This window comes from Mycobacterium sp. NGS33 (assembly GCF_059812885.1).
Genome location: NZ_JCALDN010000002.1, coordinates 133,411 through 147,266 on the forward strand (window position 1 = coordinate 133,411; position 13,856 = coordinate 147,266).

At 66.0% G+C, this 13,856-nt stretch carries 12 protein-coding genes; 8 read left to right on the forward strand and 4 right to left on the reverse strand.

The annotated features are described in order from the left end of the window. Window positions 1-7: 7 nt before the first annotated feature. Entirely contained in the window at window positions 8-802 is a 795-nt protein-coding gene (locus tag AC5Y5B_RS04720; RefSeq protein WP_112631904.1) for an FkbM family methyltransferase, read from the reverse strand. 226 nt (window positions 803-1,028) lie between these two features. Here AC5Y5B_RS04720 and AC5Y5B_RS04725 point away from each other — a divergent pair, with 226 nt between their 5' ends. From AC5Y5B_RS04725 to AC5Y5B_RS04750, 6 genes are all read left to right on the forward strand, one after another. After that, window positions 1,029-2,714, forward strand: coding sequence for a copper resistance CopC family protein (locus AC5Y5B_RS04725; protein ID WP_500004083.1), 1,686 nt, complete (start codon window positions 1,029-1,031; stop codon window positions 2,712-2,714). A gap of 169 nt (window positions 2,715-2,883) precedes the next feature. Then, window positions 2,884-4,356 carry a tyrosine-protein kinase domain-containing protein gene (locus AC5Y5B_RS04730; RefSeq protein WP_112631905.1) on the forward strand — a complete coding sequence of 491 codons (1,473 nt, stop codon included), beginning with the start codon at window positions 2,884-2,886 and terminating at the stop codon, window positions 4,354-4,356. A gap of 53 nt (window positions 4,357-4,409) precedes the next feature. Then, window positions 4,410-5,822 (forward strand): O-antigen ligase family protein, encoded by a 1,413-nt coding sequence (locus AC5Y5B_RS04735; RefSeq protein WP_205869045.1) that lies wholly within the window; start codon window positions 4,410-4,412, stop codon window positions 5,820-5,822. Then, entirely contained in the window at window positions 5,819-6,835 is a 1,017-nt protein-coding gene (locus AC5Y5B_RS04740; protein ID WP_112631907.1) for a glycosyltransferase family 4 protein, read from the forward strand. Before AC5Y5B_RS04735 ends, AC5Y5B_RS04740 begins: the two co-directional genes overlap by 4 nt. Window positions 6,836-6,851: 16 nt before the next feature. Next, a complete protein-coding gene (locus tag AC5Y5B_RS04745; RefSeq protein ID WP_112632000.1) occupies window positions 6,852-7,775 on the forward strand; it encodes an aldo/keto reductase in 924 nt (307 codons plus the stop codon). Next, window positions 7,772-9,463 (forward strand): GMC oxidoreductase, encoded by a 1,692-nt coding sequence (locus AC5Y5B_RS04750; RefSeq protein WP_112631908.1) that lies wholly within the window; start codon window positions 7,772-7,774, stop codon window positions 9,461-9,463. The genes AC5Y5B_RS04745 and AC5Y5B_RS04750 overlap by 4 nt, the downstream gene beginning before the upstream one ends. Window positions 9,464-9,472: 9 nt before the next feature. Here AC5Y5B_RS04750 and AC5Y5B_RS04755 read toward each other — a convergent pair whose 3' ends face one another. Further along, complete coding sequence (locus tag AC5Y5B_RS04755; RefSeq protein WP_112631909.1) at window positions 9,473-10,348, reverse strand: hypothetical protein; 876 nt, start codon at window positions 10,346-10,348, stop codon at window positions 9,473-9,475. Further along, window positions 10,345-11,469 (reverse strand): Gfo/Idh/MocA family protein, encoded by a 1,125-nt coding sequence (locus tag AC5Y5B_RS04760; protein ID WP_112631910.1) that lies wholly within the window; start codon window positions 11,467-11,469, stop codon window positions 10,345-10,347. Before AC5Y5B_RS04760 ends, AC5Y5B_RS04755 begins: the two co-directional genes overlap by 4 nt. A gap of 407 nt (window positions 11,470-11,876) precedes the next feature. Between AC5Y5B_RS04760 and AC5Y5B_RS04765 the strand changes: the two genes are divergently transcribed. Together AC5Y5B_RS04765 and AC5Y5B_RS04770 are read left to right on the forward strand one after the other, a co-directional pair. Further along, entirely contained in the window at window positions 11,877-12,332 is a 456-nt protein-coding gene (locus tag AC5Y5B_RS04765) for a glycosyltransferase family protein (RefSeq protein ID WP_112631912.1), read from the forward strand. Beyond that, window positions 12,329-12,814, forward strand: a complete 486-nt coding sequence (locus tag AC5Y5B_RS04770; RefSeq protein WP_112631913.1) for a glycosyltransferase — start codon at window positions 12,329-12,331, stop codon at window positions 12,812-12,814. Before AC5Y5B_RS04765 ends, AC5Y5B_RS04770 begins: the two co-directional genes overlap by 4 nt. Here AC5Y5B_RS04770 and AC5Y5B_RS04775 read toward each other — a convergent pair. Beyond that, a complete protein-coding gene (locus AC5Y5B_RS04775) occupies window positions 12,811-13,854 on the reverse strand; it encodes a glycosyltransferase family 4 protein (protein WP_112631914.1) in 1,044 nt (347 codons plus the stop codon). The genes AC5Y5B_RS04770 and AC5Y5B_RS04775 overlap by 4 nt on opposite strands. Between the last annotated feature and the right edge of the window lie 2 nt (window positions 13,855-13,856).

Sequence of the window (13,856 nt, forward strand, 5' to 3'; positions counted from 1 at the left end):
CAGTCGCTCAGCGGGTTTCGGGTACGAAGACGAAGTTGTTGACGTAGACGCCGTGGGCCGCCCAGCCGTCTTCCCGGCTGCCGACGTTGGCCGGATCCTGATGCCGGGCCGGGTCGAACTCGTCGATGGGTCGCCGAGCGCCGTCGACGTCGAAGTAACCCGCGTAGCCGAGCCCGGTCAGCAGCCTGGTAATCTCGCCGACCGCGTTGGGGTGATGGCGTTCCTCGGCCTCCACCACGATCGCCGGGCGGTGCCGTGTGAGTGTCGCTGTGGCGCCGCGCAACACGGCAAGCTCGTGACCTTCGACGTCGATCTTGATCAGGCCGACGTCGGACAGGGGCAGGTCGTCGAGGCGACGGACCGGCACGTCGATGCTCTGGATGGTGCCGTCGTTCACGTCGCCCAGCGCGTTGCCGGCCTCGACCGTGCTGCGGCCCGGCTCGGAGGCGACCACCCGCATGGTCATCACGCCGGGTTCGTCGGACAGGGCCACCGCTTCCACTTGCACCGCGGCGCCGACCGCGTCGAACATCGCTGCCAGATCCCCGGCCTGGGTCGGCCGGGGTTCGAACGCGATCACCGACCGCGACGACGCCAGCATCGCGATCGTGAACTCGCCGAGATCCGCTCCGATGTCCAACGAGACCCGGTGGGGATCGCACAACGAGGCCACCAGCTGGATGTCCGGGCGGGACTGCCCCAGGTCTTGCAGGATGCGAAATTTGCGCCGCCAGAACCGGCGCGGTGCGAGTCTTTTGGCCGCAGGCGCGAGCCAATGTTTGACCGAGCGTGCGACAGCCACCTGCGATGATCTCCTGCCCGAACTGCGGAGTCATCAGCTTAGTCGATGCGAGTCGCCCCCCAAGGGCGCTTTTGCAGCGACGAGCTTTTGGGTAGCTGCCCGGATTTGGACGTGCGGCCCGGCAATGGGCTGTAGCCTGTTGTAACCTTTGACATCCCGCGCGACGGACTGACGTTTGCCAAGGACTGGCGACGGTTGCGAAATGCCACTAGAGAGGTAGCAGTCGATGCATTTGACCGCGGCGGTGCATCGGGCGGTTGTCATCGCGCTGTGTTTGGCGCTGACCGCGAACGGATGCGGTCGTCGCGGTGGCTCCGAGCCGCTGACCGCGATCGTCAGTCCCGCCATACCGCTGACCGTGCAGGAGGTGCCCAATCCACTGCGCGGCCAGTACGAGGATCTCTTGGCGCCGCTTTTCCCGCAAGGCAATCCCGCGCAACAGCGATATCCCGCGTGGCCGGCGTCGTATGACGCCAGTTTGCGTATTACGTGGCGACAATTGCAGCCCGTCGATCCGAACACGTTGCCGCCCGACGCGCCGGACGATCGCAAATTCGATTTCAGCGCGATTGACGACGCACTGACGAAGCTGGCCGGCCGAAATATGCGGCTGACCCTTCGTGTGGTGGCCTACCACTCGTGTTGCGACACCGTCTATCCGAACAACACCAACATCGCTATTCCCGATTGGGTGTGGCCTGCCGCCACCAATTACACGGGTCCACAACGGTATTGGTGGACCCCGGGGGTCACGCAGGTGGTTCCGAACTGGAACGACCCCAACTACCTGAACGCGTTCGCCCAGTTGTTGGCCGCATTGGGCCGTCGCTACGACGGTGACGAGCGGCTCAGCGTTTTCGAGTTCTCCGGTTACGGAGATTTCAGCGAGAACCACATTTCGTATCTACGTGACACCCTGGGCGCTCCGGGTCCGGGGCCCGACGAGAGCGTGGCAAAGCTGGGCTATTACAGCCAATTTCGTGACCAAAGCATCTCGATCGCCTCCATTCGTCAGCTGGTCGCGGCAAACGTAAACGCCTTTCCCCATACGCAATTGGTGACAACGGCGCTGAACCCGGAGATCGTGCGTCAGTTGCTCGCCGACGATGTCACGCGCAAGCTATCCGCGCCGGTCGGCATCCGCGCGGACTGTCTCGGCGTCCAGCCGCCTTTGCCCGCATGGGCCGAAAAGGAAGGCTCCCATTATGTGCAGTCGAAGGACCCGCTAGTCGGCGAGCTGAAAAACCGAATGGCCACAGCGCCGGTGATCACCGAATGGTGTCAGCTACCGAACGGAACCGATCCGCGGTCCTACTACGAAAAGGGCCTACGCGACGTGGTCAAGTACCACGTGTCGATGACGTCGAGTTACAACTTCCCGGCCGTGGATTCGACGGCTGCGATGGACCCGGCGCTGTACTTGTTGTGGGCGAAGGCCAACGTCGTCGCCGGTTACCGGTACTCGGTCGAAGCGCAACCAGGATCGCCGTCGATGGGTGACGGAAAGGCGACGCTCGGTGTCACCTGGACCAATTACGGCTCCGCTGCCGCCACCGAGAACTGGGTTCCCCGCTATCGATTGGTCGATTTCTCGGGGGCGGTGGTCCGTACCATACCCGCGAAGGTGACGCTGAAGACCTTGGTCCAAGACCAATCCGGCGACGACTCCCGTACCGAGCCGGTCGCACGGTCGTCCATCGAGACGGTGGCCGTCGACGTGGCAGGCCTGCCGCCGGGCAACTACACGCTGAGCGTGTCGATAGATTGGGCACAGCACAAGCCCGGCGCGTCGCATGTGGTCAATTACCCCCCGATGCGGTTGGCGCGCGACGGGCGCGACGGCTCCGGGTGGTATCCCATCGCGCGGCTCGACATACCGCGCGATGTGCTGACTTCGGCCCCCCGACAATGAACGGAAGTCGAGGCTTGGCGCTGAGCCCCACGACCTGTCGGATGGCAGGACTGTCAATTCCGACAAGTCCGGCCTGGCCATGCTGCATAATCTGCAGTGAATATGCGCCGGTGCTAGGAAGCCAAAGGGTTCTGTTCGCGCCGTAGGCTTTTAGAAAGGTTATCTGCCGATGGATTTCCGTACCTTCGTCCGGATTCTCGGCACGCACTGGAAACTCGCATTGACCGCCCTGCTCGCATGCACCGTGGGCGCCGCGTTCGTTACGGCGTTGCAGACAAAGCATTACCAGTCGTCGGCCACGGTCCTGGTCTCGTTCTCCGGTGCTACCGACCTCAACGAGTTGTACAGCGGTACAGAGGCGGCCCAAGAGCGGCTGTCATCGTACGCCCAGATCGCGGGCGGACGTATAGTCGCCGAGCGCGCGATCCGTCAACTCCAGCTTCCGTTGGCCACCGACGACGTGCTGAGCCAAACGCAGGTCAAATACACACCGAAATCTGTACTTTTCACGATCAGCGTCAAAGACACCGATCCGGCGCGCGCCGCCGCGCTGGCGGGTGCGATGGCCAATCAGTTCGGCGCGATCATCCCGACGCTCGGTGTGAATGCCGGTCCGAACCTGGCGGGCACGCCGGTGACCCCGGGTGCCCGACCCGAAACGGGCGAGGCGAACCCACCGCCCACATCGCCGGGCCAGCCGTCCGACGTGCCCGGGTCGGTGCAGCCGACGGCGAAACCGCTGCCGGTGGCCCGGGCGACGGTGGTCGAGCCGCCGCGGGTACCCAAGATTCCGGTTTCGCCGGTGCCCATGCGCAACATGATGATCGGGTTCATCGCCGGTGTGCTTCTCGCCATCGCCGTGGCGCTGACCCGCGAGGCGGGCGATCGCACGATTCGCAGTCGCGAAAAGCTGGAGGAACTTTCGGGCTTGCCCACGTTGGCGGAGCTGCCCGGAAAGCGCGGAAAGGTTCCGCGGTTCGGCACCGACGCCGCGTTCGACGACGCGGTGCGGGGCATGCGCACCCGGCTGCTCAGGGCGATGGGGCACGACGGCCGCCGGGTTTTGGTGGCCGGGGCGTTCGGCGCCGAAGGGGCGACCACGACCGCGCTGAACCTCGCGCTCGCGCTCGCCGAGATGGGCGAAGACGCACTGCTTGTCGAGGGCGATAGTCGCCGGCATGTGATCGCCGGATTGCTTCGGGTGGAATCGGGGGAGGGACTCGCCAGCGCGCTGGCCAATCCGGGTAGCGCCGCCGAAGTCGTGAAGCCGACGGCGATTTCGAAGCTGTACGTCCTCGCATCGCGATCCGCCCGCCGTGAGAGTCTGCCGCCCAGCGCGTACCTGCCGGAAGTGATCGACCGAGTGCTGAAGGATTTGTCATCACGCTTCGATCGAATCGTGGTCGACGGCCCGCCGGTGCTCGCGACGGCCGACACGGGCCTGCTCGCCGGCGCCGTGAACGCCACCGTGTTGGTGGTACGGGCCAGGCGCACCACGAGCGCCGAACTCAAGGACGCGCTGACCGCGCTGCGCGCGGCCGGCGCGCAGGTTGTCGGCACCGTGCTGACCGACGCCCGCCAGTCGTTGCACATCAGGGCCGCGGACCGCGCCTACCGCTCAAAGGCCAGCGGGCCGGCGTGATCCCCTACCTGCGGGCTCGTCATCGCCTGGCAGTGGATGGAGCTCTGCTGGCGATGTTCGTGTTCGGCTGCTTCGCGTTCGGGGTGCTCTCGGTGCGCCGAACCACCGAGGGAGTGCTGCTGACCGCCGCATTGTTCTGCGTGGTCGTGTACTGGGCGAAACCCGAAGGGATGGTAGGGGTCACGCTCTTCGGGGCTTTCGCGGCGCTGCCCGAAGGCCTGCACGTCGGCAAAGTCATCGGCCCAATGACGATCTACGCGTACCATGTGGCGGCGGTGCTCGCGATCTGTTATTTGATCCCAGCCGTCAAACCGCGGTCGGCCGATTTCTTGTTGCCGGGACTGCTGGTGCTGATCGTATTGATTTCCACCGCTACCGGATTCGCGACCGGACACGCCGACCTGGTGGTGATGCGCGAATCGACCACCATGGTCGAAATGGCCATCGGATTCGTGTTGGCGATGTTTGTCGTGTATGCGGGTCACGTCAGATGGTCGATGCGGGTGATGATCGTGATTCTTTGGTTTTCGGCAGGCATGGCCATTCTCAGTTCGTTCTATGGCGTCCGGCTGGCCGGCCGGGCGGAGAGCCTGGAAGGAACCACGGGCGCCGGCCAGGCCCTGCGCATCATCCTGACGACCCAGACGCCGGCCACCGCGGTGCTCAGCGCGCTGGTCGCCGCCCCGATCGTCGGCCGGGTAAGGCCCGCAATGTATCTCGCGCTGGGGCCGCCCGCCCTGATCATTTCGCTGCTGTCCTTCTCCCGCAACACGCTGATCTCGATGGGGGTGGCCGCCGCCGTCGCATTGCTGGCCAGCCTCAGCTGGGCGGCCGTGCGGCGGACCGTCAACGCGGCCGCGGTCGGTGCGGGATTGATGGCGGTGGCGGTTCCCGGCTCGCTGTTCTTGCTGCATGGCTCGAAGACCGGGGCGTGGCTCGCCGACCAGTTCGTCGCCTTCAACCAGCGGGTGCTCGGCGGCGTGACGTCAACCGCGCTCGCCGTGGACGATTCGGCGCTGGAACGACTCCGGGAAATCAATCTCCTGAAGGAGACCATCGCCCAGGCCCCGATTTTCGGCCACGGCCTGGGCTACACCTATCAGCCGCCGACCGGGGACGACGAGTTCCATCTGTACCTGTATCCCGCCTATTCCCACAACTTCTACCTGTGGTGGCTGGCCAAGGCCGGGGCGGTGGGCATGGCGGCGTTCGCACTATTCGCGCTCACGCCGGTGCTCCTGGCGATGCGTTGCGCGCCGGGTCCGGCGAAAATCAGCGCGGCCGTCGCCGCAGGCCTCCTGGCGATATCCGCGGTGTGGCCGTTGCCGGAAATGCCGATGGACGCTTTGGGGTTGGGCATGGCCTTGGGCGCGGCGATGGGGTACGCAGGCTTGCGGCGCAGGAGCGAGAGCGCGAGCCAGGTCGACGTCGCGCCGGCGCCGATCGCAATGGCCGCCGCGCAATGATCTCGGTTACCCACGTCGGGCCGGACATGTACAGCATCGGCGGAACGCAGTCCGTGATTCGGATCATCCGCGACAACAGGATTGGCGCCGACGACATCCGGGTCCTCTCGACGTGGGCAGGGCCGCACCGACATCTGGAGAACGTTTTTCTCACGGCGCGCGCGGGGGCCGCGCTCGCCGCAATTCCTCGCACTACGATTGCGCACTTCCATATCTCGAACGGCGGAGCGTGGTTGCGTGAAGGATCCCTGATCCGGCTGGCCCGGGTGCGCGGCTTGCGGGTGATCGTCACCGTGCACGGCTCCGACTTCCCCGAGTTCGCCCGCTCGCGTCCCCGCTTTGTCGGCGCCACGCTGAAACACGCCGACCACGTGATTCTGTTGTCGGAGGATGCGCGTGCGGCCGTTGCCGAGGTGGCAGCCACCGTGCCAACCGCCGTCGTGGCGAACCCGATCGTGATCGATCGAGATACGCCCGGGGCCGCGTCGACGCCGCCCGTGGTGCTGTTCGCCGGGGCCGTCGGGCGCCGTAAGGGTGTCGACAGGCTTGTCGAGGCCTGGCGCCTACTTCTCGCCGAGGGCATCGAAGGACGTTGTCGGATAGTCGGTCCCATCGACGATTACGTTCCGCCGCCAACAGAGCGGCTGACCGTCGAAGGCCCGATACATCCCGATGACGTCCGTGAACTGCTCCGGTCGGTGCGAGTGGTGACCCTTCCGTCGTCGGCCGAGGGAATGCCGATGATCCTGACCGAAGCGCTCGCCGGGGCGCGACCGTTTGTGGCGACTCCCGTTGGCGGAACGGCACAGATCGCGCCGGACCCGAGCATGCTCGTACCGGTCGGCGATGTGCCTGCATTGGCGGCGGCGATAGGCCGGTACCTGCGCGACCCGGACCTGGCCGAGCGCGACGGGCTGCGGGGTCAGTGGCACGTAGCGGCCACCCGAAGCCCCGAAGTTATCGATGCGCAACTTCGGCGGATCTACCAGGGCAGCGGCGTTGCGGCGCGTTGAACTTCCGGGACCGCAATTGACGGTCAGTGCAATCGGTTTCGGATGCGGCGCTCTGATGCAATCGCCATACCGCAAGGAACGGATGGCCGTGCTCGCCGCCGCGATGGAGAACGGCATCACCCATTTCGACACCGCACGGATGTACGGCCTGGGGAGGGCGGAGGCGGAACTCGGGGCATTTCTGCGGACCGTCGAGCGCGAAACCGTAACCATTGCCACCAAATTCGGCATCGACGTCGGCGGGGCGGCCCGCCGCCTCGGCCGGTTTCAAGGCCCGGCACGGGCATTGCTCCGCAAAGCGCCTGCCCTGCGCCGCACCGTCAAGCGGCGCCAGGAACCGTCCAAGGCCGCCCGCTTGTACGACGCGGCCGTCGCGGCGCGCAGCCTGGACGCGAGCCTTGCCGCGCTCGGCGTCGACTACGTTGACATCCTGTTCGTGCACGCCCCGCGGCCGGGCGACACGATAGCCGGCGATGAACTTCGTGAATTCTTCGAACGAGCCCGCCAGCGGGGCAAGATTCGGGCCTGGGGCGTCTCACAGGACGAGGGGCTCGAGACGGATTTCACCCGGGTGTTCGCACCGGATGCGGTGCGCCAACTGCGCAGCGACCTGCTCACTCCGGCGCCGCGATCGGCCGATCTCGCGTTCGGCGTGCTGAACGAGCCGTACCGGAGGCTGTCGGCGGCGTTGTTGGCGGACCCACACTTGGCGCGACGTTGGCGCGAGGCGCTACAGGCCGATCCGCTGGCTCCCGGGATGCTGCCCAGGCTGATCCTCGGCTCGTCAGCAGACGTAATAGATTGCCGTGCAATGCTTTACAGCACGACCAAGCCGTACCGCGTCGCCGAGGCGGCGTCCGCGGTCGCGTCCGGGCTGGACGCGCAGACCCGGTCGCGCTTCCTCGGGCTCGTTGAGGAGTTTCGAGGGGCTGGCGCATGATCCGCGGCGCGACGGACTTCGCCCGCGGCATGACGATCGAGACCGACGTCGTGGTCGTCGGGGCCGGCCCGATCGGCATCGTCATCGCGCTGGAACTCGCGGGATCGGGCGTGGAAGTGGCGTTGATCGAAAGTGGTCTCGAGCGCGCCGACCGTGCGGTGCAGCAGTTGGCCAGATTCGACTCGGGGCAGGACGACTACTTCCATTCCCGCAGCGAGTTGACGGTCCGCCGGCAGGTGGGCGGAACTTCGGCACTGTGGGGCGGGCGCTGCGTCAAGTTCGACCCCATCGATTTCGAGGACCGACCGATCACCGCGCAGGCCCCCTGGCCGATCGGGTACGGCGACGTGGAGCCGTATCTTCAGCGAGCCTGTGACTGGGCCGCGTGCGGCGAGGCGGCATTCAATGCGCGCGATATCCCCGATATCGCGCATCGCGACCTGGTCGGCGGGCTTCCCGACGGCGACGTGCGCACGACCGATCTCGAACGTTGGGCCTTGCCCACGCGTTTCGGCCGTGAGTACCGATCGGCGCTGCGAAGCGCCTCCCGCCTCACACTGTGGACCGGGCTGACCTGCACCGAAATCGTGACGACGGCGACCGGTGCCTGCGTAGACCACCTGGTGGTCAAGACGCTCGACGGCCGCCAGGGCAGCGTGGTCGCGACGGACTACGTCATCGCCACAGGCGGTTTGGAGGCCACCCGTCTGCTGCTGGCGTCGGATCGCCACCACCCCGCGGGGCTGGGGAACGCGGGCGGGCACCTGGGTCGGTGGTACATGGCACACGTCGAAAGCCGGGTTGCGCGTGTGCAATTCACTACGGATGAAATCATCTACTCCTATGAACGCGACCACGAAGGGGTATACGTTCGGCGGCGTTTCACCTTCGACCCACAACTGCTGCGCGAGTCCGGAATGCCGAACGCCGCGGTCTGGTTGGTGAATCCACCGATCAGCGACCCGAGTCACGGGAGCGGGATTCTGTCCGGGGTTTACCTGACGCTGATCTCGCCGATCGGCCGTTTCCTGCTCGCGAGGGCGATCCTCGAGGCGCACACCAAGACCGACGGCCCGCGGCAAATCCTCGCCCACCTGCGCAACATCCTGCGAGACGCGATCGGTTCGATCCGGTTCGCGATCGCGTTCAGTTACGCCCGATTTCTTCGACGCGGGAGGAAGGCTCCCGGCTTTTTTGTGAAGAGCGCCGACAACCGCTACCTGTTGCAGTACCACGGCGAGCACCTTCCGCACTGGGATAGCCGCGTCGAGCTGACCGACGAACGTGATGCCTTGGGCATGAGGCGGATTCGTACCCACATGCACTTTTCTGATGCCGACTACCGCAGTGTGCGCAGGGCCATCGCCGCGATCGACGAGCACCTGCGCCGGCACGGCGTGGGGTACGTGGAGTGGCTGACCGATGACGTCGAGGGGTCGGTGCGGGAGTTCATGGAGCAGCGGACCGGTTTCCACCAGGCGGGAACCACGCGGATGTCCGACTCACCGGAAGGCGGGGTCGTGGATCCGCACCTGCAAGTTCACGGGGTGCGCGGGCTGTACGTCGCGAGCACGTCCGTGCTACCGACGTCCAGCCAAGCCAATCCGACTCTGCTGGGCATCGCGCTGGGCGTGCGGCTGGCCGAACGTCTGGTGAACTCTCGAATGAACTGCACGCCAAGGGGTTAGCCTGGAATGCTACGTCGGCACTCCCCATAGCTCGTCGATGAGCGACTTGGTCTGCCGGATGTGGGCACGGCTGGACGCGCCGAAAACGATCGAGGAGACCTGCGGTTGACCGCACACGTACTCGATTGCCTCCCGTGGCGGGATGGCGCCCGAGGCGAGCACCGACATCGCGATCAGCCGGCACTGGCGTTCGCGGATCGTTCTCTCGTAAAGCTCGACGCCCCCGCACATCCGAAAGCCGATCTTGTTGAAATTGGCGCACACGATCGGGTTCTCGATGCCTTGCCGCTCGAGCGCGTCGAGCAGGCGCGGCAGGTTCATCGTGATGAATCCCGGCTCGGCGTTGTATTTGAGCCTGACGTGATCGGCGAACAGCCGGAACGTCTCGTCCATCCCCAGGCCGAGAAGCAGGTCGGTGACCACGTTTTGGACAAAGATGACCGGCGTTGACAGCCCGGCGAACATCTTCATCTCGGCATCGACCAAGAGCTGCATCAAAGGCTCGACGTCCTTGCTGGCGATGGCGACACCGCCTTTGAACATCGACTTCACCGCCCCGGTCTCCGGCAGGAACTTGCGGATTGCCTCGACAATCCCGAACTCGGTCACGGCGTTCGCGTACTTGTGTGCGTAGGGCATGCACGGGTAGAAGACGTAGTCCGGGTACTCGGTCTTGTTGGCGCGGAAATGATCACAGATTTCGCCGACGCGGTCGTGGGTGGTGCAGACGAACGTCCGGATGCCTTCGGAGTAGGCGTCGTCGAGCGTGGCGAGCACCGCCGGCAGGTGCTGGAAGCGTATCGCCTGCGCGCGTGCCGTTTCCTCGGACATGTGGTTGACGCCGAAGAATTGGTTGTCTCCGAACAGCACCCGGTCCATGGTCACGATGCCTTCGGGGAGGTGAGCTTCTTGATGCGCGCCATGATGTCGCGGCGGAATGTGCCGCGCGGCGACCCGTTCGTCGTCGGCCGCAGTGGCAGGTCGGAGCGCCCGACGAGATCTGGGTCGGTGATCATGTCGACCACCCGATCCACGTCGAGTGCCGAGCGAAACGTGTTCTCTCCGTTCACCCGTCGCTGGCCGATGCTGCTGGCGAAATAGTCGATCTGCGCCGAGTACTCCTCGCCGCGAAGATAGAACCACACCTGCTCGGTGAGGTCCGTGGTGTACCGGATAGTCCACCCCTTCCGCAACTCGGGGAGTGCCGGATGCGTTTCGCGAAGGTAGATTTGGCACTCCTGGCGATCGGCGGTCAGGCGGCCGTTCGTGCCCCACACCGACACCTTTGTCGACATCTTGCGGAAGCTCTCGTCGCTCCAGTTCACGCACAGTTGGCCGGTTGCGCCGTCGGCATAGCGCATGGTGCAGTACACCTCGTCGTCGACGTCGCGGGAGAAAATGCTATGACGCACAACCCCGTCGACCGATTGGGGGACGCCGGCGACGAAGTTCATCAGGTCGATAGCGTGGCACGCGTAGTCATAGAGGGCGCCCCCGCCCTCGGCCTTCACTCCGCGCCAGGTGCTGCCCTTTTCGCGCAGGACGACCGGACCGTATGCCTCGGCGCGCACGTGGTGTACCCGCCCCAGCGCGCCGGTCCCAACGATCCGTGCAGCCTCTTGGAAAGCACCGATGAACCGGCAGTGATAGCCGACCTGGGTGACGAGTTGACGGCTCTCGGCCAGGTCCACCAGGCGCTCGCCGTCGCGTACGTCGAGGACGAACGGCTTCTCGCAGAAGACGTGCGCCCCGGACCTCAGCGCCTTCTCGACGATCGGTGCGTGCAGCCTCGACGGAACGGCGACTACGACCGCTTCGGCGTTCGTCGCTGCCAGCATCCGATCGAAATCGTCATAGCAGTCCAGGCCGGTGTACTTGGCGAGGACGTCGCGCAGATAGCCGGCCGAATCGCAGATGCCTACCACGTCGAGGCCCGGGTGCGTGCGCAGGATCGCCAGATGCGACAACCCCATCTTTCCTAGGCCGACGATGGCGGTCCGGATCATCGGGCGTGACCCTCACTCATCGCTCGAGTTCCGGGCGACGATGTACACGGGTTGCGTGTCGAGCGCGAGGGCAGGGAGCGTTCACATGCGTAGTGATTCAGATCGCCTGCTTTCGGGGCACTTTCAACTCGACGATGACGACGTTAGCATCGCTCTGTTGATGATTTCGGCGATCTCGCCGATCTCCTTTTGGTCGCCGACCACCGTCGACGGGGCGGAAACCCGCCCCGGCGGGCGCGCTCGGCTTGCGCCCCGGGGTCGGGCGAGTTTCGTTGGCACATCCGGAGAACGCGACGAAATCGAGGCCGCGTTGACTACGATTGATCAGCCGCCTCGCGCGTTGCACCGCAGGGCGATAGCTGTTTTCGGGTGACCGGTATCGGTCACGCGCCGACGTGAGGGGAGAGATGGGTCGCCTGCTCCTCATCGCGTCGTCCGGCGGGCACATCTACGAAATGTTTTGTCTACGCGAATTCTGGCAGGACAAGGATCGGTTTTGGGTCAGCTTTCCGACCGCCGACGCCCGCTACCTGTTGCGCGACGAGAAGGAGGTGCATTGGGCGGCGCACCCCACCGTCCGCAACGTCCCTAACCTTCTTCGCAACCTGGTGCTGGCGCTGCGGCTGCTGATCCGCCACCGGCCCGCGATGATCTTGACCACCGGTTCGGGCGTGGCCGCCCCCTTCCTCTGGCTGGCCTGGCTGCTGCGGATCCCCACCGTCTTCGTCGAGTCCATTACTCGCATCACCGAGCTTTCGCTTACCGCACGGATGGTCAAGCCATTCGCATCCCGGTTTCTGGTCCAGTGGCCGGAATTGGTGGACCGGGTGCCCGGCACCGAGTATCACGGGAGGATCGTGTGATCTTCGTGATCATGGGCATGGAGGTGCATCCCTTCGACCGGCTGGCGCGCGCGGTCGACCAGCTATCCGCCGCGGGTGAGCTGGGCGAGGACTTTTTCGTGCAGCTCGGAACGTGCCGGTACCAGCCGCGGCATGCGCGGTTCGAGAGGTTCCTGTCCTTCGGCGACATTTGTGAGCAGATTCGCCGGGCCTCCGTGGTTGTCACCCACGCGGGCGCGGGATCGACGCTGGTATGCATCGAGCAGGGTAAGCACCCAGTGATGGTGCCCCGTCGCTCGGTGCTGGGCGAGCATGTCGACGAGCACCAGCTGCCGTTCGCCGAAAAGCTGGGCGAGGCGGGGTTGGCGACGGTGGTCCGAGAAATGGCGGAATTACCGGCGGCCATCGCGGCGACGGGGTCTCGGATGGTCCCGGCGGACGCGCTCGGCCGCGCCCGCGAGCTGACCGGGTGGCTGGAAAAGTTCTGGCGCGGACTCGTCTAACCCCGCCGCGCCAGCACCTCGGCGATGACCTCCAGGAAGCGATCCGCGACGAGATCGACGGCGCATCGCTGCGCGTAGTGGCGTGCCGCGGCGGCTCCCCGCTCGGTCGCGACGACCGGGTCCGCCAGTGCGTCGAAGGCGGCGGTGAGTCCGGCGACGTCGTCGATACCGACCGGCGGACAGCCGGGCGGCTGGTATTCGGGCAGCGCGCCCGCGTCTGACACGATCGGCATCACGCCGAGTTGCATCGAAAGCACTTGGACGCCGCTTTGCGAGGCGCGCCGGTAGTGGGCGATCGAACCTTTCGCCGCGGCCAGCGCCGGGATCACGTCGGCATAGCGGAAGCTGCCGCCACGCCAGCGCGTGTGTTTGGGCAGGGCGCCCGCATCCAGTTGCCCGTCGCCGATGAGCACCAGATCGTCACCGCGCCAGCGGCCGCCGAGCACGTGTCGTTCCCAGGCCGCGAGCACGACCTCGACATTCTTGTAGGGGTTCAGCCGGCCGAACATCACGAAATCACGGCGTCCTTCGGGTCCCACGAAGGGCGGCAGTCGGTCGAGGTCGAGGTCGCTTGCCAGCGGCACGACATGCACTGGCGTGCCCGCCACGTCGCGGCGCGCGGCGACGGCGGAGGCGACATAGCCGCTATACGTGACCGTGGCCGCCGAGCGGGCCCCCCAGCGGTCGAATACCGCACGCTCGTAAGCGGGCGTCAGTTCGTCGGGGTCGTGGGGCCGGTCGTCGTGCACCACCTGAATACGCGGAGCCCATCCGGCCAACGCGATCCAGCGCGGATCCCGAACCAGTTCGGCGAGCACGACGTCGGGCCGGTACCGGCGGATGCGCCGCCAGGCTTTCAGCGTCGGGAGCCAGGTCGCGGCCGTGCGAAACCGCGGATCAAGCACCAACTCGTAGTAGCGCGCGGCATCGGACTCCGGGTGCTGGTCGGAGGTCACCAACAGCACGTCGGCGCCGTGGCGCAGCAGTGCCTCGGCCTGGACGCGCACCGCCGGCCGTGTCCACGGCGAAAGCCAAAGCACCC